Origin of the sequence: Falsiroseomonas ponticola, from assembly GCF_016805305.1 — a bacterium.
GTDB classification, from domain to species: Bacteria; Pseudomonadota; Alphaproteobacteria; order Acetobacterales; family Acetobacteraceae; genus Falsiroseomonas; species Falsiroseomonas ponticola.
Window position 1 is genome coordinate 1 of the sequence record NZ_JAERQN010000007.1, and the last position, 20,204, is coordinate 20,204.

Genomic DNA, 20,204 nt, shown 5'->3' on the forward strand with positions numbered 1-20,204 from the left:
GTCGGCTGAAGGACTGGCGCCGCATCCACACCCGATACGACAAGCTCGCTGCCAACTTCGCCTCGGCCGTCGCCATCGCCGCCATCCTACTCGGATGGACCTGATTGAGTCTGGAGCCTAGAGCATTTTCAAGTCGGGCGGAATCGCCAGACGACTCGGAAAATGCGTCAACACAAATGTCTAGCCCGGGTTGCTGAACCGGGCATTGCCGAGCCCGGTGCCGATGGTCAGCACCCCCCAATGCCGCACGTCGCGCATGGCCGGACTCTGGCTCAGCCCCTGCACCACCGCGTCATTGTGCAGGATGATGGCGGGCGGCAGGCCGTTGATCGATGGCAGCGCCGCCAGCAGCGCCTCCGGCAGGTGGAAATCCTCATCCTCCCAATTGCCGCCGGGCAGGTTCTGGCCGCCGCGCGCGATGCGCCCATCCCCGGTGATCACGCCGGGGCAGCCGATGCCGATGAAGGGGGCGAGCCGCCGGCCCATCGCGCCGGCCTGCTGCACCATGTGGTCCAGCAGCGTCGCCAGCCGGGCCACCGCCTCGTCGCGGTCGGGCGCTTCCTCGGCGTGTTTCCAGCGTTCGGAATCCAGCACCTCGGCGCCCGAGAGGTCCGCCGCCTCCCCCAGCGCCACCAGCCCCGCGCGCATGTTGGTGCCGCCGATATCGACGGCCAGGCAGGCATCGAATCCCTCCAGCAGCGCGGGCGGGGCCAGGTGCGGCGCGCCGCACAGCGCGGCATCGTCGGGGTGGTGCAGCACCGGCGCCACGCGCACCTGCTCGCCGCCCGCGCGCAGCAGCACGCCGACGCGGCCGATCGCCATCAGCCCCACCTTCGCCTCCAGGAATCCGCCGCCCACCGCGATGCGCTGCGTATCCCGCCATTCCGGCAGCCGCAGGAAGCGCCGCACCACGGCGGCCATGTCCTGCGCGAAATCCTCGATGGCGGAATGCACCAGCCCCGCGGCCTCCGGGTCCTCCGCCGCGCTGTCCAGCATCGCGTCCAGCTCCGCCCGGTCGATCGCGCGCGTCGGCCGGTCCTCGCCCAGCGCCTCCTCGATCGGGTCCTCCCCGCCGGAGCCGCGCGTCACGCGCGTGCGCCAGTCATCCAGCATCTCCATGAAGGCGCGGTTGCTGGCGCGGTCGCCGAGGAAGCCGTGGCCCTCCGGGTCCTGCAATTCGGCGTTGTAGGCATCGAGCCGCAGCCGGGGCAGCGCCGTCGCGCCATGGCGGGCGGCGGGCTTGGACGTGGATGGCATGGGACCTCGGCGTTGGATGAAGCCGAGTTAACGTGGCCTGGGCCGCGCGGTTCAGCCCGCCTCGGCCAGCGCCTGTTCCAGCAGCGCCAGCGCCGCGGCGGCGAAGCGGCGCATATTCGCCTCGCGGTCGTCGCTGCCCGTCTCCAGCGTCGTCACCCGCGCGAGGCGGCCATCCACCGCCAGGCAGGCATGCCCGGCCGCGTCGCCATAGCGGTTGCCGGCGGGCCCGGCCGCGCCCGTCTCCGCGATTCCCCAATCCGCGTCGAGCTTCCGCCGGATCGTCGCGGCACAGAGCGCCGCATAGGGTTCGGAGGCCGAGCGCATGCCCTGCATGGCGGCGGGCGTGATGCCGAGCAGCCCGCCCCGCGCCTGCGCCGTATAGACCACCGCGCCGCCGCGGAAATACGCGCTGGCGCCGGGCAGGGCGAGCAGGCTGGCGGCAATCAGCCCGCCGGCGGCGGATTCGGACACCGCGACGGTCTCGCCGCGCGCCTTCAGCAGCACGCCGATGCGGGCGGCGATCGGCAGCAGATCCTGCATGGCGGCGGCTTTCCTGTTGGGGCGGGGAGATTCTTACGGCTTTTCAATCCGGGCAAGGGGCGCTGTCACGCGTTGTGACATTGCGAGGCATTCGCAAACAGTCTAATCGCGTCAGGGCCGGCCCCTGTCCCGGCACCCCTCTGCCAAGCCAGCCAGCACCGGGCCTCTCCTCCTCCCGCGCGCAAGCCAGCCAGGCGCCACTTCGAGCCCCTGGAGCGCCCCGCCCGTGAAGCCCGTCACCCCTGCCACCCCTGGACTGCTGAAGCCGACGCTCGGCCTGGCGGGCATCGGCCTCGTCACCGCGCTCGGCGCCCCGGCCTCGACGGCGCAGGAAGCCCCCGCCGCGGCGCTGCCGGAGATCGGCATCACCGGCCAGGCGCCCTCCACCTACCGCACCGAAACCGCGCCGCTCAGCCGCAGCCCCGTCACGGCCGGGGAGATGCCGCAGAGCGTCAGCGTGGTGCCCCGCGCGGTGATGGAGGAACGCGCCGCGACGACGGTGCGGGAGGCGCTGCGCAACGTCACCGGCATCAGCCTGGCGGCCGGCGAGGGCGGCTTCAGCGGCGACAACCTGACGCTTCGCGGCTTCTCCGCCCGCAGCGACTTCTTCATCGACGGCATCCGCGACACCGGCCAGTACACGCGCGACACCTTCTTCCTCGAATCCGTCGATGTGCTGAAGGGCCCGTCCTCCGTCATGTTCGGCCGCGGATCGACCGGCGGCGCGGTGGACCAGCGCTCCCGCCTGCCGCTGGCGACAAACCAGGGCGAGGTCTGGCTCTCCGGCTATTCGCCCTCCGGCGTCCGCGCGACGAGCGACGTGAACATCCGCGCCGGCGACGTCGCCACGCGCATCGCGGCGATGGGGTCGCGCATCGACGCGTCGCAGCGCGACCACGTCTTCAACGAACGCTGGGGCGTCTTCCCCTCCGTCACCTGGGGCATCGGCGGGCCCACCTCGCTCACGCTGTCCTGGCTGCACCAGGAGGAGCGGAACATGCCGGACTACGGCGTGCCCTACCGCAACGGCCGCCCGCTGCGCGTCTCCACCAACACCTTCTACGGCCTGAACCAGACGGATGAGGAGAACACGCGCACCGATGTCTTCACCGCGCGGCTGGAGCATCGCGTGAACGAAGGCGTGCTGCTGCGCAACACCACGCGTTGGGCGAACTACTACCGCGACGTCTCCGCCACCGCGCCGCGCCTGAACGCCGCCGGCACCGCCATCACCCGCCAGCCGCAGGTGCGCAACGGCTTCGACGCCATGCTGGTGAACCAGTCGGAGGCGTCGCTGAACGTCAACCTGCTGGGCTTCCGCCACGACATCCTGGCGGGCGTCGAGTTCGGCCGGGAATCCTCCGAGGTCACGCGCTACAGCCAGACCGGCCGGCCGACCGCCAACCTGCTCTCGCCCGATTTCTACGACAGCGGCAACATCGTCACGAGCCTGGCGTCGGACATCAAGACATCCGCCGACACCATGGCCTTCTACTTCGTGGACCGCATCCACCTGAGCGAGATGTGGGAAGTGATGCTGGGCGGGCGCTGGGAGAGCTTCGAGGCATCCCAGACCAACCGCGGCACCGGCCAGGTCTTCGGCCGCACGGACCGGGAAGCCACCTGGCGCGGCGCGCTGATCTTCAAGCCGTGGGAAGGCGTGCGCACCTACGTCTCCGCCGGCACCTCCTTCAACCCGTCGGCCGAATCGCTGACCCTGGCGGCGAACAACGCGAATCTGGCGCCGGAGACGGCGACCACCTACGAATTCGGCGCCTCCTGGAACATCGTGGACGGCGTGCGCCTGCAGGGCGCGCTGTTCCGGACGGAGAAGCTGAACGCCCGCACCAGCGACCCCGCCAATTCCACGCTCCAGGTGCTGGATGGCGAGGTCCGCGTGGATGGGCTCGAGGTCTCGGTCCAGGGCCGCATCCGGCCGGGCTGGAACGTCATGGCCGGCTACACCTACATGCAGTCGGAGATCGTGCGGTCCGGCAACGCGGCCGAGCGCGGCAAGGAATTCTCCAACGTGCCGCCGCACTCCGCCTCGCTCTGGACCACCTACGACCTGCCCGGCGGCATCCAGATCGGCGGCGGCCTCTCCTACGTCGATCGCCGCTTCGCCAACACCACCAACACGGCGCTGGCGCCGGCCTATACGCGGGTCGATGCCGCGGTGGCCTGGACGCCGTCGCAGACCAACCTTCAGGGGCTCCGCGTGCAGCTGAACGCCATCAACCTGGGCGATGCCCGCACCTATGACACGGTCTATACCGGCCATGTCGTGCCGGGCGTCGGCCGCACCTTCATCGCCAGCGCGGCGGTGCGCTTCTGATGCTGGTCGAGATCGCCGATGTCCTGACGGCGGAGGAGGCGGCCCGCGCGCATGCCGCCCTCCTCGCCGCGCCCTGGATCGATGGCCGCGCCACGGCCGGCCACGAATCCGCGGAGGTGAAGCACAACCTTCAGATCGAGGAAGGCACCAGGCTCCACCAGGAACTCGGCGATCTCGTCCTCGGCGGGCTCGGAAGGTCGGCGCTGTTCATCTCCGCCGTGCTGCCCTTCCGCGTCTTCCCGCCGCTGTTCAACCGCTACGACCCGGGGATGAATTTCGGCGCGCATGTGGACAACGCCATCCGGCAGATCCGCGGCACGCCGCACCGCATCCGCACCGACGTCTCCTGCACCCTCTTCCTGACACCGCCCGAGGAGTATGACGGCGGCGAGCTGGTGGTGCAGGACACCTATGGCGAGCAGCGCGTGAAGCTGCCCGCCGGCCATGCCGTGGTCTATCCCGCCACCAGCCTGCATCGGGTGGAGCCGGTGACGCGCGGCAGCCGCGTCTCCTCCTTCTTCTGGATCCAGTCGATGATCCGCGACGACATGCAGCGAAGGCTGCTCTTCGACCTCGACATGGCGATCAACGGCGTGATGGCGGAACTGCCGCCTGACCATGGCGGCCCGGTCGCGCTGACCGGCGTCTACCACAACCTGCTGCGGCAATGGGCGGAGGTGGCGTGATGCAGGACGCCGTGCATGGGCCGGACCTCTCGCCGGTCGGCCTCATCCTCCAGGCGGGCCCCGTGGTGCAGGGCGTCATGGCGGTGCTCGCGCTCGCCTCCGTCGTCTGCTGGGCCATCGCGATCGAGAAGGCGATTTTGCTGCGCCGCCTGAAGCGGGAAGTGCGCCGGCTGCAGGACAGCGAGGCCGCGCAGAACGGGGAGAACCTGGCCGCCCGCCTGCACCGCGCCGCCGCGCGCGAATGGTCGGAAGGGCGCGAGGCCGGCGAGAGCCGCGGCGAGTACCGCGAGCGGATCGAGCGCGCGATGCGCGACCTGCTGTCCACCGCGCTGCGCGGCATGCAGGGCGGCGTGCCCATCCTGGCGACGACGGGCGCGGTCGGCCCCTTCGTCGGCCTCTTCGGCACGGTCTGGGGCATCATGGGCAGCTTCCAGGGCATCGCGAAGATGCAGGACACCAGCCTCTCCGTCGTCGCGCCCGGCATCGCGGAGGCGCTGCTCGCCACCGCCATCGGCCTGGTCGCCGCCATCCCCGCCGTCATCGCCTATAACCGCATCACGCTCGGCTTCGCGCGGCTGCGGCAGGAAGCGCTTTCCGCCATCGCCGTCGTCGGCGCGCGGCTTTCCGCCCGCCCGCCCCGCGCCAGCCGCGCCGCGGAATAGCGCCATGGCCTTCCGCCTGGGTGGAGAGGACGAGTCCGAGGAAAGCCCCATCGCCGAGATCAACGTCACGCCCTTCGTGGACGTGATGCTCGTGCTGCTCATCATCTTCATGGTCGCGGCGCCGATGATGCAGGCCGGCGTGCCGGTGGACCTGCCGCGCAGCGCCGCCCCCCGCGCCGCCTCTCCCCAGCCGCCGGTGGTGCTGACCGTGACGCGGGAGGGCACGATCCACCTGGACCAGGACCGCATCGAGGAATCCGCGCTGCCCGAACGGCTTTCCGCGCTGCGCCAGGCGAATGAGAACGTCACCGTCCATGTGCGCGGCGACCGCAACGTCGCCTATGGGGAGGTGCTGCGCATCATGGGCCGCGTCGCCGCCGCCGGCATCACCCGCGTCGCGCTGATCTCGGAGCCCGATGCCGGTGGCCGCCGCTGATCCCGCGCCGCGGCAGCCGGCGCAGGCCGCGCCGGTCGCCGCGCCCGCGGTGGTGATCGCGCCCCCGCGCTGGCCGCGCGCGGTCGGCGCCGGCCTGGCGCTGTCGCTGCATGGCGGCGTCGCCGCCTGGCTGCTGCTGGTGCCGCCCGCCCAGGCCCTGCCGGAGCCCGTGGTGATCCCCCTGCAGGCCGTGCTGGCCGACCCGGTGCTGGAGGAGAACGAGGCCCCGGCCGCGACGCCGGCCGAGCCGCAACCCGCCGCGGCCGCCCCGCCCCCCGAACCCGCGCCGCCCGAGCCGGCACCGCCCGAGCCGCCGCCGCCCGAGCCCGCGCCCCCCGAGCCGCCGCCACCCGAGCCCCTGCCGGAACCGCCGCCGCCGGAGCCCGTGCCGGAACCGGCGCCCGAGCCTCCGCCGCCGCCGCGCCCGGCCCCCCCGCCGCCCCGGCCCGCGCCGCCGCGCCCGGCCGCGCCGCGCGTGCCCGCGCCGGCCTCCATGCCCGCGCCCGCCCCGCAGGCGGCCCCGGCGGCCTCCCCAGGGCCGCCCGCGCCCGTCGCGGCATCGGGGCCCCCGCCCAGCTACCTCCAGGCCCTGGCGGGCGCGCTGGAGCGGCAGAAGCGCTATCCCGATGGCGCCCGCGCGCGGCGCGCCAGCGGCGTGGCCATGCTGCGCTTCACCGTGCTGCGGGATGGCCGCGTCGCGCGCTGGCAGATCGCGCGCGGATCGGGCGATGCGGAGCTGGATTCAGCCGCGGAGCAGATGATCCAGCGCGCCACGCTGCCCGCCTTCCCGGCGGGGATGGAGGGCGACATGCTGGAGGTGACCGTCCCCATCCGCTTCCAGATCCGCTAACCCGGATCGAGCAGGTTCCCCCGCAGCGTCGCCGCCGCGTAGCGCGTTCGGAACAGGCCGCGGCGCTGCAACTCCGGCACCAGCATCGTCGCCACTTCCTCGAAGGTGGTGGGGAAGACGGTCGGCGGCAGGATGAAGCCATCCGCCGCGCCCGACCGGAACCAATCCTCCATCATGTCCGCCACCTGCGCCGGTGTGCCCGCCACCAGGTCGCGCGGCAGGCGCACGGCCTCGCGGAAGCTGATGCCCTTCGCCTTCGCCACCTGCATCACCCGGTCCCGGTGCCCCTGCACGCCCTGGTTCCCGGATTGCGCGACCAGCGCGCCCTCGTCGTCGATCATGCTGAGATCGGCGGCCACGGCCCAGGAGGCCGCGGCGATGACGAGTTCCGGATCGACCTGGGACCGGATGAAATCCGCCTTCTCCTTCGCGATCGCCTCCGTCTCCCCCAGCACCACGGTGAAGGAGGGGAGCACGGCGCATTCATCGGGGTTGCGGCCGATGGCTTCCATCCGCGCGCGGATGTCGCCGCGATAGGCCAGCGCGGCCGCCTTCGTCGCCGGGGAGCAGAAGATCATCTCCGCCCAGCGCGCCGCGAAGGCCCGCCCGCGATCCGACGACCCCGCCTGCATGATGACGGGCCGTCCCTGCGGCGAGCGCGGGATGGAGAGCGGCCCGCGGCTGGCGACGTGCTTTCCCTTGTAGTTGGCATAACGGATCTTGGAGGGGTCCGCGAAGACGCCGCCTGCCTTGTCCAGCACCAGCGCATCGGCGTCCCAACCTTCCCACAGCGCGGTGCAGGCTTCCAGGATCTCATCAGCGCGGTCGTAGCGCTGGTCCTTCGGCGGCAGCCCTTCCTCCCCGCAATTCTGCGCCTCGAACTCCCGCGCCGTCGTCACGACGTTCCAGGCCACGCGGCCCTTGCTGAGGATGTCGAGCGAACCGAGGCTCCGCGCCAGGTTGTAGGGGTTGTGGAAGGTGGTGGAGAGCGTGGCGCCGAGGCCGAGCCGCGTCGTGACGCGCGCCATCAGCGGCAGCAGCGTCATCGGATCCAGCAGCGAAAGCTGCCCGCCGCGCCCGACATAATCGTCGAAATTGCCCTTGTAGAGATCGGGCACGCCGAGACCGTCCGCGAAGAAGCAGGCATCGAAGAGGCCGGCTTCCAGCACCTGCGCGATGCGCTCCCACCGCGTCGGCTCGAACAGATCGTCGAGCGTCGCCATCGGGTGCCGCCAGGTGCTGGGATAGCTCGCGCTCGGCCCGGTCTTCATATAGGCGACGAGGTGCATCTTCCGCATGGTCAGATGTCCAGCCAGCGCAGCGCGCGCGGCGGCGGCAGGTCCGGGTTCGCCGCCAGCATCCGCGCCCAGACGGCCTGCGTGACCGCCTGCGCCTCCTCGATCAGCGCCTGTTCGTCCGTCACCAGCACCTTGCCGTCGCGCAGCACGAATTCGCCATCCACCATCACGCTCTCCACCGTGCCGGGATGGCCGTAATGCACGATGTTGCCGATGAGGTTCGTCACCGGCCGCAGCGCCGGGCTGTTCAGGTTGAGGAAGGTGAGGTCCGCCTTCTTCCCCGCCGCGATGCTGCCGAGGTCATGGCTGCGCCCGATGCTGCGCGCGCCGTTCACGTTCACCGCATCGAAGATCGCCTCGGGCTGCGGATCGACGCCCTGGGTGCCCTCCGCGCCGCGATGCACGATCAGGCCGATCTTCATGGCGTGGAACATGTCCTCCGTCATGTTGTCGGTGCCGAAGCAGATGTTGACGCCGGCGGCGCGGATCTTCTTGGCCAGCACGGGATGCGGCCCGCGGCGTGACCCGTTGGCGGGGCAATGCACCATCTGCATGCCGCGCTCGCCGAGCAGCGCGACATCGCTTTCCGTGCAGTAGGTCCAATGCGCGGCGACGACGTCGGGCTCCGCCCAGCCATGCCGCGCGAGATACTCGGCCGGCGTGCAGCCATAGCGGTCCCGCACCGCGCGGATTTCCTCCACCGACTGCGCCAGGTGGATGGTGCGCGGCATGCCGTGCTGGCGCGCGAGGTCCGTCAGCTTCTCCAGGTATCCGGGCGTGCAATTATCCGTCGCATGCGCCGCGATCTGGATCTGCAGGCGGCCATCATGCGTGTTGTGGAACCGCTCGATGCCCGCCTTGGTGCGCTCCAGAAAAACCTCGCCGAAGGCCGGGTCGGGTGACCAGTCGCCATGGCGGATCTTCAGCGTGTTCACATCCGCGCAGTTCTCGCTGAGCACGAGCCGCACGCCGAGCCCCGCCATGGCATCGGCGTAGTCCGGCACATGGCGGAAGGGATCGACGAAGGTGGTGCAGCCGGACCGGATGCCCTCCACGATGCCGAGCATGCCCATCACCGCGCGCTCATGCGGCGTCATGGTGTAGGAAACCGGCGACATGTAGCCATAGACGGCGTTGCCCGCCCAATCCTCCACCGTTGCGCGCAGCACGGTCAGGATGGTGTGGGTATGCGCGTTGATGAAGCCCGGCAGCACGGCCTTGCCGCGTGCGCTCATCCGCGGAAGGTCGCGATGCGCTTCCTGCATCGCGGCGGTGGGGCCGACAGCGGCGATGCGGTCGCCGCGGATCGCGATGGCGCTGCGGTCAAGGATTGTGCGCGCTGCATCCTGCGTGACGATGACTGCATCGGTGATGAGCAGGTCCATCCGGCGGGTCGCTCCCTCGCGGTGATGACCGCGATTGCGGGCGCGCATCGCGATCCATAGGATCGGCGCGAAGCATGTTCATGGGGTGTCCCGATGCGCAAGACCCTGCTGGCCCTGGCGCTTCTGGCCGCGCCGCAAGCCGTGGCGCAGACGCTGTCCATCGGCGTCGGCGGCGCCTTCACCTCCATGGACCCGCACTACCACACCCTCACGCCGAACAACGCGCTGACCAAGCATGTCTTCGACCGCCTGGTCGCCACCGACGAGGATTTCCGGCTGAAGCCCGGCCTCGCCACCTCCTGGGAGGCGATCGGCGACACGGTCTGGGAATTCAAGCTGCGGCAGGGCGTCACCTGGCATGACGGCTCGCCCTTCACGGCCGATGACGTCGTCTTCTCCTTCGCCCGCGTGCCGGAGGTTCGCAACAGCCCCGGCAGCTTCACCATCTACACGCGCGCGGTCCAGCGGATCGAGGTGATGGACCCCCACACCATCCGCCTGCACACCGCCGCGCCGAACCCGCTGATCCCGAATTTGATGAGCGGCATCACCATCATCAACCGCAGCCTCGGCCTGCAGGTGGAGACGGCCGATTTCAACAATGGCCGCGCCGCCATCGGCACCGGCCCCTTCCGCCTCGTCAGCTATTCCCCGGGCAGCGAGGCGGTGATGCAGCGCAACCCCGCCTGGTGGGGCGGCACGCAGCCCTGGGCGCGGGTCAACTACCGCGTCATCGCCAATGATGCCTCGCGCATCGCGGCACTCCGCGCCGGCGATGTCGATGTCATCGATGCCGTCTCCACGCGCGATGTCGATGCGCTGCGCGCCAACCCCGCCATCTCCATCGCCAGCCGCCCGGCGCTGCGCAACATCTACCTCTATCTCGACCACCGGCGGGACGACACGCCCGGCGTGACGGGCGCGAATGGCGAACGCCTGCCGCGCAGCCCGCTGCGCGACCAGCGCGTGCGCGAAGCCTTGTCGCTGTCCATCAACCGCGACGCCATCGTGCGCCAGATCATGGGCGGCTACGCCACGCCCTCCGGCCAGTTCCTCGCCGCCGGGATGATGGGGCACGACCCGGAGACGCGGCCCGATCCCTTCGACCCCGCCCGCGCGCAGCGCCTGCTGGCGGAAGCGGGCTTCGCCGCCGGCTTCCGCGTGGTGCTCGCGGGGCCCAATGACCGCTACGTCAATGACGACCGCATCATCCAGGCCGTGGCGCAGATGTGGTCGCGCATCGGCGTGCGCACGGAAATCCAGGCGCTGCCCTCCAACGTCTATTTCACCCGCTCGGCGCGGGAGGAATTTTCCGTGGGTCTCAGCGGCTGGGGCACCGGCACCGGGGAGCCCGACAGCCCCATGGTGGCGCTGATCGCCACGCCCGATCGCGCGCGCGGCCGCGGCACCTCCAACCGCTCCCTGTATTCCAACGCGGCCTTCGATGCCGTGCTGGACCGCGCGCTCACCACGCTCGACCCCGCGGCGCGGGAGGTCGCGTACCGGGAAGCGACGCGCATCGCCATGCGCGACTACGCCATCATCCCGCTGCACCACCAGGTGAACATCTGGGCGGCGCGGCGGGGGCTGCGCGTCGTCGCGCGCAACGACGAGGAGACCTACGCCATGTCGGTGACGCCGGAGTAGATCCTTGTGCCTTGCAGAAATGCTGGCGCATTTCTGCCCTCAGGCGCCGGCGCGGCCATCCGGCCGCTTGGCTCGCCGCACTTGCGGCGGGCCGCATTCGCGGCCTCGGCCGCCTTCGGCGGCCGCAGGTCATAACATGCGCAGCGGTATCACCCCTTCGCCGTCACCGGCAGCAGCACTCCGGTGATGCCCGACGCCGCCGGCGAGACCAGGAACGCCGCCGCCTCCGCCAGCTGCGCCGGCTGCACCCAGCCTGCCGTATCCGCGCCCGGCATGGCGGCGCGGTTCTGCGGCGTGTCGATGGTGCCGGGCAGGATGGCGTTCACGCGCAACCCTTCCGGCTTCAGCTCCTCCGCATAGGCCTCCACCAGCCGCAGCACGCCCGACTTGCTGGCGGAATAGGCGGCGAGCTGCGCCGGCGCCTTCAGCGCCGCCATGGCGCCGATCGCCACCAGGCTGCCGCTGCCCTGCGCCCGCATGGCCGCGATGGCGGCGCGGAACAGGTTCACCGTCGTCATCAGGTTCAGGCGGAACATGTGCTCGAACAGCGCAGGCGCGCCATCGGCGATCGGCGCCATGTCGAAGCCGCCGACCGTGTGCACCACGCCATCCAGCCGTCCGAAGCGCGCCAGCACCGTCGCCACCGCGGCCTCGCAGGCGGCGGCATCACCGAGATCGACGCCCGCCAGCGGCAGGTGCCCCGCGCCCGGCAGCCCTGCCACCATCGCCTCCAGCGGCGCCGCCACGCGGTCCAGCGCGACCACGGTCGATCCGCGCGCCGCCAGCGCCGCGGCGACGGCGCGGCCGAGATTGCCGGCGGCGCCGGTGACGAGGGTGATGTCAGCCATGGGGCGATTGATCCTCATGCGAGTGGTCGGCCAGGCGGCCGCAGAATCCGAGCAGCAGGATGACGGCCAGCGCCCGCAGCAGCAATTCGGCGCCGCCGGGGTCCCACCAGGCGATGGCGTGGCCCGCGCCCTCCCAGCCCGCGACCGCGACGGCCAGGACAAGCAGCGTGCGCATCACGGCCGCATCGCCCGGAAGATGGCGACGCTGCCGATCCGCTCCACCTCGCCCTCCAGCGTCACGCGCAGCCCGACCAGGTCGCGCATCGCGGGCAGGGCAGGGCGGCCCTGGACGTCGCCCAGCACCATCACCGTGTGCCCCGCCACCGGCCGCGTCGGCACGAAGACCGCCGGCAATTCGCCATCCAGGCAGAGCGTCGCGCAGGCGCGGTGGCCGATGCCCGTGCCGGGGCGCATCCCGCCGGCCGCGCATTTGCCGTCGCAGATCTCGCCCTGGATGCGCCAGCGGCCGAGCGGCTCCGCGCGCGGCAGCGTCGCGCGGCCCTCGATCGGCATGGGCGGCTCCGCCAGCACCAGCATCTCGATCGCGCCGCGCCGCAGGATGTAGCCCTCCGCGCGCACCAGGCGGCCATGCATCGCCCGCGCCTCGGGATGCGCGCCCAGCTTGCCGTCCCGCGCCAGCAGCAGCGTGCGGTCCGCCAGCTGCAGCAGCGGGTAGGGCGCGGCGATCACCACGCCCTCGTAGCGGCCCGTCGCGGGCAAGTCGGGCAGCGTGCCGGCGGCGAAGCGCTCGCCCCCCGCCGGATCCCCCGCCAGCGCCCCCAGCGCCAGGCCCAGCGCCGGGAAGCCCAGCAGCATGAGCAGCGCGGCCGGCAGCATCACCGCCCGCAGCCCCGCCGGCAGCCCGCGCGCCCAGCCGATGAAGAAGTCACCGCCCCCCGGCGCGCCCATGCCCGGCACCGCCAGCGGCTCCACCCGCGTCCCCGGCGGGTTCGGCCGCGGGTCCAGCAGCAGCCACGGCCCATCCAGGCGGAGGTTGTAGGTCGCCAGCCTCTCCGTATAGGGCGGCGGCGCGCAGCCATCCTCGGGCCGGTACTGGAAGCCGTGCCAGGGGCAGGTGATGCAGCCATCGACGATCCGCCCCTCGCCGAGCGGCCCGTTCTGGTGCGCGCAGAGGTTGGTCACGGCGGAAAGCCGCCCCTGATGCCGGAAGATCGCGACGGGTTCGCCCCCGGGCGGCCGCACGATGATGGCGCGCCCTTCCGGCACCGCCTCCGCCCGCCCCGCCCGCACCCATTCCACGCCGGGCGCCGCCGCGGGCAGCGGCTTCAGCGCCGCCAGCAGGTGCAGCCCCGCCACCGCGATCGCCGCCGCCACCACCACCGCCGCCAGCGCCGGGCTGCCCTCATCCCGCAGCGCGCCCAGCGCCACATGGCCGATGGCCAGCGCATAGGCGGGGTAGATCGCCATGTGCAGCGCCTTCCAGGCCGCCGGCGTCAGGAAGGAGAGCCAGAAATCGTGGCTCGTCGCCGCCAGCACCGCCAGCACCAGCAGCGCCAGCACGCCGAGCGGCACGAAGGGCAGGGCCCCGCCCTCGGAGGACAGCATCGCCACGAGCGGATCGACCGCGCTGAAGGAGAAATGCCACCCCACCACCGCCATGGCGTGGGAGGCCGCGACCAGGAAGGTCACCACGCCCAGGTGCCGCCGGTTGTAGAGCAGCGGCAGGAAGCGCCGGTCGATCCGCGTCAGCGGCCCGATGGCCAGCGCGAGGGACAGCAGCAGCAGCGCGCAGCTGCCATAGGCCTTGATGGCCAGGCTCGCCGCATCCATCGCCGCCGCCTCGCCCCCCAGCATCGGCGCCAGCTTCAGGAAGGCGAACAGATACCCCAGCGTGCCCATCAGCAGCACCGCGTCATAGGCCCGCTTGGCCGGCGTCCAGCCGACCGGGACGTAGCGCGCGCTCATGGTGCCACGATGCGCGTGGGAGCGACGACCGGCGCCGGCCGCAGCGCGAAGCCCAGCTCCAGCAGCAGCGGCAGCAGCACGGCGAGTGCGATCCAGGCGGCGCGATGCGCGCGGCGATGGGGCAGGCGCATCAGTGGGAAAGCCTGGCCCAGCGCCACGCCACCACGGGCCAGAGCAGCACGAGCCCCGGCAGGAGCAGCGGCCGGAAGGCATGGGCGCCGCGCGCGGCGGGATCGATGCGGTCGATCCCCCGCAGCAGGAAGGCGATGCCCACGACCAGCCCCGCCAGCGCATAGGCCTGCGCCAGCCCCACCACCCATGCCGCCATGCCCAGGCTCATCCGCCGCGACCCCCGCACCCGCCCGGCCTTCGCCGTGGCGGGGGCGATGGTTACGCGGGAATCGTCAGGTGATGATGCTGGGCGCCGCGCGGCCGGTATGGGCCTCGATCTGCGCGATCTCCCGCGCCGCCGCGATCACCGGCGCCAGCACATCCTGCACCGGCAAATCGTGCCGCGCCGCATCGGGCTCGAAGCGCTCGAGATAGACCCGCAATGTGGCGCCGACCGTCCCGGTGCCGGACAGGCGAAAAACTGCCCGCGCATCCTCCCGGAACAGCACCCGCACGCCCTGTGCCGGCGTCACGCTGCCATCGACGGGGTCGTGGTAGGCGAAGTCATCGGCCTCCGCGACCGTCAGCCCGGCGAAGCTCTGCCCAGGCAGCGTCGCCAACTTCGCGCGCAGCGCCGCCATCAGCGCCTTCGCGGCGTCGCTATCCACTTCCTCGTAATCGTGGCGGCTGTAGTAGTCCCGGCCGTAGTCAGCCCAATGGTCGCGCAGGATCGCATCGGCCCGCTTGCCGGTGGCGGCGATGATGTTCAGCCAGACCAGAACGGCCCAAAGGCCGTCCTTTTCCCGCACATGGTTGGACCCCGTTCCCGCGCTCTCCTCCCCGCACAAAGTGATCCGGCCGGAATCCAGCAGGTTGGCGAAGAACTTCCAGCCCGTCGGCGTCTCGTAGCAGGGAATGCCGAGGCGCTTCGCCACGCGGTCCACCGCCCGGCTGGTGGGCATGGACCGCGCCACCCCCGCGAGCCCGCCCGCATAGCCCGGCGCCCGATGCGCATGCGCCGCCAGGATCGCCAGGCTGTCGGAGGGTGTGACGAAGACGCCCGGCGCCACGATCATGTTGCGGTCGCCATCGCCATCGCTGGCGGCGCCGAAATCGGGCGGGTTGGCGCCCGTCATCTCCGCCATCAGCTCCGCCGCATGCACCGGGTTCGGGTCCGGGTGGTGGCCGCCGAAATCGGGCAGGGGGGTGGCGTTCACCACCGTGCCCGCGGGCGCGCCCAGCCGCCCCTCGATGATCGCCGTGGCATAGGGCCCCGTCACCGCGCTCATCGCATCGAAGCGCATGCGGAAGCCGCGCGCGAACATGCCGGCGATGGCGGGGAAATCGACCAGCGTCTCCATCAGGGCGGCGTGGCCGGCGACGGGATCGATGACGGCGACCACCGTCTCCAGCAGCCGCGTCTCCCCGATCGCGTCGATATCCGGCGCCGCTTCCTCCGCGATGCGATACGCCGTCAGCGTCGAGGCACGGCGATGGATCGCCTCCGTCACCTCCTCCGGCGCCGGGCCGCCATTCGCCGTGTTGAACTTGATGCCGAAATCGCCCTCCGGCCCGCCTGGGTTGTGGCTGGCGGAGAGCACGATGCCGCCGATGGCCCCTGAAGCCCGGATCAACGCCGACGCCGCGGGGGTGGAGAGCAGCCCGCCCTGTCCCACCAGCACGCGCCCCGCCCCGGCCGCCGCCGCCATGCGGATCGCCGTCTCCGCCACCTGCCGGTTCAGGAAGCGCCCATCGCCACCCACCACCAGCGTCGCGCCGCGCAGCCTCTCCCCGACCGTGTCCAGGATCGACTGGAGGAAGTTCTCGACATAGTTCGGCTGCTGGAAGACCGGCACCTTCTTGCGCAGGCCGGAGGTGCCGGGCCGCTGGTCGGCAAAGGGCGTGGTCGCCACCTGGCGGATGGGCATGCGGGCGGGTCCTCCGATCGGCATTGCCGCGATGCTGGCACGGCCAGGCGCCGAACAGAACCGGGGGAGCGACGTTCCGCCGCGCCGCTTCACGAAGCCGAAGGCGGCGTCCCCAGCGCGATCGCCTCCCCCACCAGCAGCAGCGCCGGGCCGCCGCCCGTCCAGCCCGCCGCCAGCGCCTCGATGGTCCCGATGGTGCCGTGCAGGCTGCGCGCGCGCGCCGTGCCGCCCTGCTCGACCAGCGCGGCCGGCGTCGCCGGGTCCATCCCCGCGCCGAGCAGCCCATCCCGCAGCAGCGGCAGCGTCGCCACGCCCATATAGACCGCCAGCGTCTGCCGCGGCCGCGCCAGCGCCGCGAAGTCGAGGTCGAGCCGCCCGTCCCGCGCATGGCCCGTCACCAGCGTCAGCGCGCGGGAGGCCTCCCGATGCGTCAGCGGGATGCCGGCGCTGGCGGCGCAGGCCAGCGCGGCGGTGACGCCGGGCACCACCTCATGCGCGATGCCGGCCTCCCGCAGCGCGGCCGCTTCCTCCCCCGCCCGGCCGAAGACGAAGGGGTCCCCGCCCTTCAGCCGCACCACGCGCTTTCCCTCCCGCGCCAGGCGCACCAGCAGGGCGTTGATCTCCGCCTGGGGCAGGTCGTGCCGCGCGCCCTCCTTCCCGGCCAGGATGCGCTCCGCATCCCGCCGCGCCATGTCCAGCACCTCGGTCGGCACGAGCCGGTCATGCACGATGACATCGGCCTCCCCCATCAGCCGCAGCGCGCGGAGCGTCAGCAGGTCCGCCGAACCCGGCCCGGCGCCGACGAGGTAGACGATGCCGGGCGGCGTCGCCTCCGCCCCCTCCAGCGCCCGCGCGAAGGCGGCCTCCGCCTCCGCCACGCGGCCCGCCAAGGCGAGGTCCGCCGGCGCGCCCGTCAGCGCGGCATCCAGGAAGCGGCGCCGCGCCGCCAGCTCCGGCAGCCGCGCGCGGATCGCCGCCTGGAAGCGTTCCGCCAGCGCCGCCAGCGTGCCGATGGCCGGCGGCAGCACCGTCTCGATCCGCTGGCGGATCATGCGCGCCAGCACGGGCGCCGCGCCGCCCGTGCTGACGGCCACCGTGACCGGCGCGCGGTCGATGATGGCGGGGGTGATGAAGGAACAGAGCGCCGGCTTGTCCACGACATTCACCGGGATGCCGCGCGCCTGCGCCGCCGCCGACAGCGCGCGCAACTCCGCCTCCGCCGCATCGGCGCCGACCGCCAGCACCACGCCCTCCAGCAATTCGGGCGCGAAGCGCTCCGCCTGGCGGATCACCGCGCCGGCGCGCTTCAGCGGCTCCGCCTTGCGGTCGGCGACCTCCCCGGTGCCGAGCAGCAGGACGGTGCGGCCGCGAAGGTCGAGGAAGGCGGGGAAGTGGCGCATGGCGCCCTTGTGCCATGCGCAAGCGCGGCGGCGAAGCGGTCCCGGTCCAGCGGCGATGCCGGCGGAACAGCCCCGCCCGCGGCTATACCGTCGTGCCCGGCGACAGGCGCGGGATGCGCCGTCGGTACAATGCGCAGATGCCCGCCTCCAGCCCATCATCGATCGAGCCGGCAAGGATCATGGTGCTGAGGTGATCAGCCTCCGCATGCCAGCCCGGTTCCGCCGCCATGCCGATGCGGATCGTATCGGCGCTGTTCACCATGCGCGGCCGCTCACGCTCATCGGTGGAGCACGCCGTCATGACGGTGCCGTAGAAATGGTCGCTGAGCCTCAGCTCCTCCCGCGTGATCCGCGCGATCTTCACGCGATACGCCGTCGCCGGCCGGACGATGCCAGCCCGCACGCTGGTGTAGGAGTAGCGGGCGCGGACGCGCAGCTGGCTGGCGCTCGACGCCGTGCTCCTGTTCGTGCCCTCTTCCGACAGCCCGACGCCCCCTAGCGCCGTCTGGAAATTGCCCACGAGCATGGCGGCGGCGTTGCTGCCCTCGATGGCGGAGGAGACGGCGACCAGCGGCACGGTGTTGACGCGGCTGACGCTCACCAGCGTCATCTGCTCCAGCTCCGGTATGTGCGTGTCGAGCCCGCCGGTGCTGCCCGTGGTGCGCATGCCCGTCACCTCGTCCTGCAGGACCTGGCCGATGACGGGTGACAGCTGGCGGGTCACGCGGTTGAGGCGCCAGCGCCCATCCTCCGCCGATCGCGGCCCGCAATGCTCCCAATAGCCGAGCAGCCCCGCCGGGTTCAGCCATTCCGGGTAGAAGGCGTCGAGGACCGCCTGGTCCACCGTCACATCCGTGGCGTCGATCAGCATCGACATGGTGCGCTTCTCATTCCGCTTGCAAAATCCCGCGCGCCGGCCGGTGGGCCGGATCGTGATGGGTTCCGCGGGGTTGGTGGGGCAGGCGTCGTCTCAGGCGGCATCGGCGACGATGCGGTCGGCGAGGCAGAGATTGCGCGCGTCGTAGCGCAGCCCCACCACGCCCGGGATGTCCTCCTCCGGCAGCTGGTTGTCGCCGAGGTACTCGTAGGTCGCGGCCAGTTGCGTCTCGTCGCCATCGGCGATGTAGATCGGCGCGCCGTCGCCGTTCTCCTGCCAGCCGATGGTGACGGTCAGCTGGCCGACCACGGCACGCGACAGGGTCCAGGCGATGGTGCTGGGGCCGACGATCCGCGCGGCGGAGAGCTCCATCCACCCGGCATCGTCCTCGGCACGCAGCCCCGCCGAATCCGGGCGTGGCGGCTGGCTCAATCCCCGGAAATGCGCCCCCCAGGTCAGCGGAGGCACCGGCGTGTGGAACCAGCCGAGCAGCGTGTCGCCGCGATACCGGAAGCCGAGCGCGCGCGTGCACTGCCAGCCCACATCGTCGGCCAGCACGCGGGTGGCGACCTTGCCGGCCTGGCAACCGAGCCATCGGGACCCGTTGGCGGTCAGGTGCGTGTTGGCCGGGGCCTTGTCCGGATAGGCGCCGCTATTGCTGACGATGAAGACGCCCGGCACCGTGTTGGACACCGCGATCTGCCCGCGCGCCTGCGCCAGCCTGGTCGCGGTGCTGGTGTAGGTGCCGCCGGTCTGCTGCAGGAAGACGGGCACGATCCCACGCTGGTCCGGGAATTCCTCCGCCACCAGCGCGCGAAGCTGCTCGATGAGCCGCGCCAGGTTGGCCCCGAACTCCTCGTTCGGCGAGCTTTCGCCGTTGGCGATCAGGATGATGGGCGCCGAGGCCTTGAGGCCCCGCGCTGCCGCGCAGGCCTTGACGGCGCGGTAGAAGTCCCGGGCGCGGTTGAAGTAGTTCTCCGGCGCCCCGTCGAGCCATTGCTCGACGGCGGTGCTGGCGACGGCAACGCTGCCGACCACCCACCGGTTGTTCGGGTTCGCCGACAGGCCCCGGGCGCGCAGCCAGGCCGGGCGGAACTGGGCGCAGAAGCCCTCGCCAGGCGTCTCCCCGCGATTGCCTTCGAAAGGCGGCAGGGCCGCCGCCGCCTCAGCCGTCAGCAGCCCGACCAGGCGCCGGTCGCGGGATGTCACGGTGGCGACAAGCGGGGACAGCGCCAGCGGGTCGCCATGCGGGACCCAGGTCGAATCCGACAGGTTCTGCGGGTGCACGCTGTCGCCCAGCATGTAGCAGTCGGGCGCCGCCTGCTGGCGCGTGAGCACCGGGTAGCTCGTCGTGCCCTGGGCGAGGGACTGCCCGAGCAGCATGATGGCGCACAACTCCCCGTCCGGCAGGGCCAGCACGGGACGCCGGCGCCGCACCACGCTGCGATACTCCCGCGCCAGCGCCTCCATCGCATCGCGCTCGGCCGCGGTGAAGGCGCCGAGTACCCACCCGTCGCCCGCGGTGGCGGCGGCCGTGGCCTGGCCCATGCCGGCAGCCGTCAGTGCGCCGGTCGAGGGATTGATGATGACCGGCACTTCGCCGTTCGAGAATTGCAGGACGAGCGGCACGCCCGGCAGGTCCACCCGGTCATGGCCGTCGAAGCCGGCTGCCCGGAGGTAGCCCGTCCTCGGGTCGCAGCGCACCACCAACTCGCCCTGGGGCAGCGGTATGACGAACATGATCGCGCATAGGCCTTTCGCCCGCTGCCTGCCGGCGCGGACCGGCCCCCGCGGGGCACCCCATGCCCGGGCACCCGTGGCGACATGGCCGGCGCGGCTGCCAGCGGTCGATCCGGACAGGCACGGCTCGGCGGGCACGCAGGCGGCATCGCCATGTTCTCATCCCGGTCAGCGCAGGGGTGGGCGGTGGCCTGGGCGTCCATGACGCCTGGGCAGCGGGGCCGGGCGGCGCAGGGCGTGAAGCGGCCCTCTCCAACCCTCGGTGTCTTGCAGCGTCC

The 20,204-nt window shown here is 72.1% G+C and carries 19 protein-coding genes and 1 pseudogene; 7 read left to right on the top strand and 13 right to left on the bottom strand.

The window, feature by feature from the left end; all coding sequences use genetic code 11:
• Positions 1-104: pseudogene (locus JJI54_RS19545) on the top strand (IS5/IS1182 family transposase); the annotation flags it as partial.
• 76 nt (positions 105-180) lie between these two features.
• Here JJI54_RS19545 and JJI54_RS19550 read toward each other — a convergent pair.
• Both JJI54_RS19550 and JJI54_RS19555 read right to left on the bottom strand, forming a co-directional pair.
• Positions 181-1,257, bottom strand: coding sequence for an ROK family protein (locus JJI54_RS19550; protein WP_203074748.1), 1,077 nt, complete (start codon positions 1,255-1,257; stop codon positions 181-183).
• Positions 1,258-1,308: 51 nt separating this feature from the next.
• Positions 1,309-1,797 (bottom strand): CinA family protein, encoded by a 489-nt coding sequence (locus tag JJI54_RS19555; RefSeq protein WP_203074749.1) that lies wholly within the window; start codon positions 1,795-1,797, stop codon positions 1,309-1,311.
• A gap of 226 nt (positions 1,798-2,023) precedes the next feature.
• Here JJI54_RS19555 and JJI54_RS19560 point away from each other — a divergent pair, with 226 nt between their 5' ends.
• Genes JJI54_RS19560 through JJI54_RS19580 form a run of 5 tightly spaced genes read left to right on the top strand, consistent with a single transcriptional unit; the run spans position 2,024 to position 6,766 of the window.
• Positions 2,024-4,132: a TonB-dependent receptor gene (locus JJI54_RS19560; protein WP_203074750.1), complete on the top strand. Its 2,109-nt coding sequence runs from the start codon at positions 2,024-2,026 to the stop codon at positions 4,130-4,132.
• A complete protein-coding gene (locus JJI54_RS19565; RefSeq protein WP_203074751.1) occupies positions 4,132-4,818 on the top strand; it encodes a Fe2+-dependent dioxygenase in 687 nt (228 codons plus the stop codon). The genes JJI54_RS19560 and JJI54_RS19565 overlap by 1 nt, the downstream gene beginning before the upstream one ends.
• Positions 4,818-5,480, top strand: a complete 663-nt coding sequence (locus tag JJI54_RS19570) for a MotA/TolQ/ExbB proton channel family protein (RefSeq protein WP_226381931.1) — start codon at positions 4,818-4,820, stop codon at positions 5,478-5,480. Before JJI54_RS19565 ends, JJI54_RS19570 begins: the two co-directional genes overlap by 1 nt.
• Before the next feature lie 4 nt (positions 5,481-5,484).
• Positions 5,485-5,916, top strand: a complete 432-nt coding sequence (locus tag JJI54_RS19575) for an ExbD/TolR family protein (protein ID WP_203074753.1) — start codon at positions 5,485-5,487, stop codon at positions 5,914-5,916.
• Positions 5,897-6,766 (top strand): energy transducer TonB, encoded by an 870-nt coding sequence (locus JJI54_RS19580; protein ID WP_203074754.1) that lies wholly within the window; start codon positions 5,897-5,899, stop codon positions 6,764-6,766. The genes JJI54_RS19575 and JJI54_RS19580 overlap by 20 nt, the downstream gene beginning before the upstream one ends.
• Here the strand turns inward: JJI54_RS19580 and JJI54_RS19585 are convergent.
• Together JJI54_RS19585 and JJI54_RS19590 are read right to left on the bottom strand one after the other, a co-directional pair.
• Positions 6,763-8,064 (bottom strand): NtaA/DmoA family FMN-dependent monooxygenase, encoded by a 1,302-nt coding sequence (locus JJI54_RS19585; RefSeq protein WP_226381932.1) that lies wholly within the window; start codon positions 8,062-8,064, stop codon positions 6,763-6,765. The two genes, JJI54_RS19580 and JJI54_RS19585, sit on opposite strands and share 4 nt — an antisense overlap.
• 2 nt (positions 8,065-8,066) lie before the next feature.
• Positions 8,067-9,449 carry an amidohydrolase family protein gene (locus JJI54_RS19590; protein WP_203074755.1) on the bottom strand — a complete coding sequence of 461 codons (1,383 nt, stop codon included), beginning with the start codon at positions 9,447-9,449 and terminating at the stop codon, positions 8,067-8,069.
• 93 nt (positions 9,450-9,542) lie between these two features.
• On the opposite strand from JJI54_RS19590, the gene JJI54_RS19595 reads away from it, so the two are divergent.
• Positions 9,543-11,096 carry an ABC transporter substrate-binding protein gene (locus JJI54_RS19595; protein WP_203074756.1) on the top strand — a complete coding sequence of 518 codons (1,554 nt, stop codon included), beginning with the start codon at positions 9,543-9,545 and terminating at the stop codon, positions 11,094-11,096.
• A gap of 149 nt (positions 11,097-11,245) precedes the next feature.
• Here JJI54_RS19595 and JJI54_RS19600 read toward each other — a convergent pair whose 3' ends face one another.
• From JJI54_RS19600 to JJI54_RS19635, 9 genes are all read right to left on the bottom strand, one after another.
• Positions 11,246-11,944: an SDR family NAD(P)-dependent oxidoreductase gene (locus JJI54_RS19600; RefSeq protein WP_203074757.1), complete on the bottom strand. Its 699-nt coding sequence runs from the start codon at positions 11,942-11,944 to the stop codon at positions 11,246-11,248.
• Positions 11,937-12,119 (bottom strand): hypothetical protein, encoded by a 183-nt coding sequence (locus JJI54_RS19605; RefSeq protein ID WP_203074758.1) that lies wholly within the window; start codon positions 12,117-12,119, stop codon positions 11,937-11,939. The genes JJI54_RS19600 and JJI54_RS19605 overlap by 8 nt, the downstream gene beginning before the upstream one ends.
• Positions 12,119-13,870 carry a Rieske (2Fe-2S) protein gene (locus JJI54_RS32800; protein WP_203074759.1) on the bottom strand — a complete coding sequence of 584 codons (1,752 nt, stop codon included), beginning with the start codon at positions 13,868-13,870 and terminating at the stop codon, positions 12,119-12,121. Before JJI54_RS32800 ends, JJI54_RS19605 begins: the two co-directional genes overlap by 1 nt.
• Positions 13,867-14,001, bottom strand: coding sequence for a hypothetical protein (locus JJI54_RS32805; protein ID WP_264177200.1), 135 nt, complete (start codon positions 13,999-14,001; stop codon positions 13,867-13,869). The genes JJI54_RS32800 and JJI54_RS32805 overlap by 4 nt, the downstream gene beginning before the upstream one ends.
• Positions 14,001-14,210, bottom strand: a complete 210-nt coding sequence (locus JJI54_RS19615) for a hypothetical protein (protein WP_203074760.1) — start codon at positions 14,208-14,210, stop codon at positions 14,001-14,003. The genes JJI54_RS32805 and JJI54_RS19615 overlap by 1 nt, the downstream gene beginning before the upstream one ends.
• A gap of 64 nt (positions 14,211-14,274) precedes the next feature.
• On the bottom strand, positions 14,275-15,909 hold the full coding sequence (locus JJI54_RS19620; RefSeq protein WP_203074761.1) for an alpha-D-glucose phosphate-specific phosphoglucomutase: 1,635 nt from the start codon (positions 15,907-15,909) through the stop codon (positions 14,275-14,277).
• An 89-nt stretch (positions 15,910-15,998) separates the two neighbouring features.
• The gene (gene cysG, locus JJI54_RS19625; protein ID WP_203074762.1) at positions 15,999-17,309 is read right to left on the bottom strand and encodes a siroheme synthase CysG; all 1,311 of its coding nucleotides are present in this window, start codon (positions 17,307-17,309) and stop codon (positions 15,999-16,001) included.
• 82 nt (positions 17,310-17,391) lie between these two features.
• Positions 17,392-18,186 carry a hypothetical protein gene (locus JJI54_RS19630; RefSeq protein ID WP_203074763.1) on the bottom strand — a complete coding sequence of 265 codons (795 nt, stop codon included), beginning with the start codon at positions 18,184-18,186 and terminating at the stop codon, positions 17,392-17,394.
• A gap of 93 nt (positions 18,187-18,279) precedes the next feature.
• Positions 18,280-19,926: a hypothetical protein gene (locus JJI54_RS19635; RefSeq protein ID WP_203074764.1), complete on the bottom strand. Its 1,647-nt coding sequence runs from the start codon at positions 19,924-19,926 to the stop codon at positions 18,280-18,282.
• Positions 19,927-20,204: the final 278 nt, after the last annotated feature.

Coding starts and splice junctions, on each gene's coding strand:
- JJI54_RS19550 (WP_203074748.1), bottom strand. CDS start 1,257: ATGCCATCCACGTCCAAGCCCGCCGCCCGCCATGGCGCGACGGCGCTG.
- JJI54_RS19555 (WP_203074749.1), bottom strand. CDS start 1,797: ATGCAGGATCTGCTGCCGATCGCCGCCCGCATCGGCGTGCTGCTGAAG.
- JJI54_RS19565 (WP_203074751.1), top strand. CDS start 4,132: ATGCTGGTCGAGATCGCCGATGTCCTGACGGCGGAGGAGGCGGCCCGC.
- JJI54_RS19570 (WP_226381931.1), top strand. CDS start 4,818: ATGCAGGACGCCGTGCATGGGCCGGACCTCTCGCCGGTCGGCCTCATC.
- JJI54_RS19575 (WP_203074753.1), top strand. CDS start 5,485: ATGGCCTTCCGCCTGGGTGGAGAGGACGAGTCCGAGGAAAGCCCCATC.
- JJI54_RS19580 (WP_203074754.1), top strand. CDS start 5,897: ATGCCGGTGGCCGCCGCTGATCCCGCGCCGCGGCAGCCGGCGCAGGCC.
- JJI54_RS19585 (WP_226381932.1), bottom strand. CDS start 8,064: ATGCGGAAGATGCACCTCGTCGCCTATATGAAGACCGGGCCGAGCGCG.
- JJI54_RS19590 (WP_203074755.1), bottom strand. CDS start 9,449: ATGGACCTGCTCATCACCGATGCAGTCATCGTCACGCAGGATGCAGCG.
- JJI54_RS19595 (WP_203074756.1), top strand. CDS start 9,543: ATGCGCAAGACCCTGCTGGCCCTGGCGCTTCTGGCCGCGCCGCAAGCC.
- JJI54_RS19600 (WP_203074757.1), bottom strand. CDS start 11,944: ATGGCTGACATCACCCTCGTCACCGGCGCCGCCGGCAATCTCGGCCGC.
- JJI54_RS19605 (WP_203074758.1), bottom strand. CDS start 12,119: ATGCGCACGCTGCTTGTCCTGGCCGTCGCGGTCGCGGGCTGGGAGGGC.
- JJI54_RS32800 (WP_203074759.1), bottom strand. CDS start 13,870: ATGAGCGCGCGCTACGTCCCGGTCGGCTGGACGCCGGCCAAGCGGGCC.
- JJI54_RS32805 (WP_264177200.1), bottom strand. CDS start 14,001: ATGCGCCTGCCCCATCGCCGCGCGCATCGCGCCGCCTGGATCGCACTC.
- JJI54_RS19615 (WP_203074760.1), bottom strand. CDS start 14,210: ATGAGCCTGGGCATGGCGGCATGGGTGGTGGGGCTGGCGCAGGCCTAT.
- JJI54_RS19620 (WP_203074761.1), bottom strand. CDS start 15,909: ATGCCCATCCGCCAGGTGGCGACCACGCCCTTTGCCGACCAGCGGCCC.
- cysG (WP_203074762.1), bottom strand. CDS start 17,309: ATGCGCCACTTCCCCGCCTTCCTCGACCTTCGCGGCCGCACCGTCCTG.
- JJI54_RS19630 (WP_203074763.1), bottom strand. CDS start 18,186: ATGTCGATGCTGATCGACGCCACGGATGTGACGGTGGACCAGGCGGTC.
- JJI54_RS19635 (WP_203074764.1), bottom strand. CDS start 19,926: ATGTTCGTCATACCGCTGCCCCAGGGCGAGTTGGTGGTGCGCTGCGAC.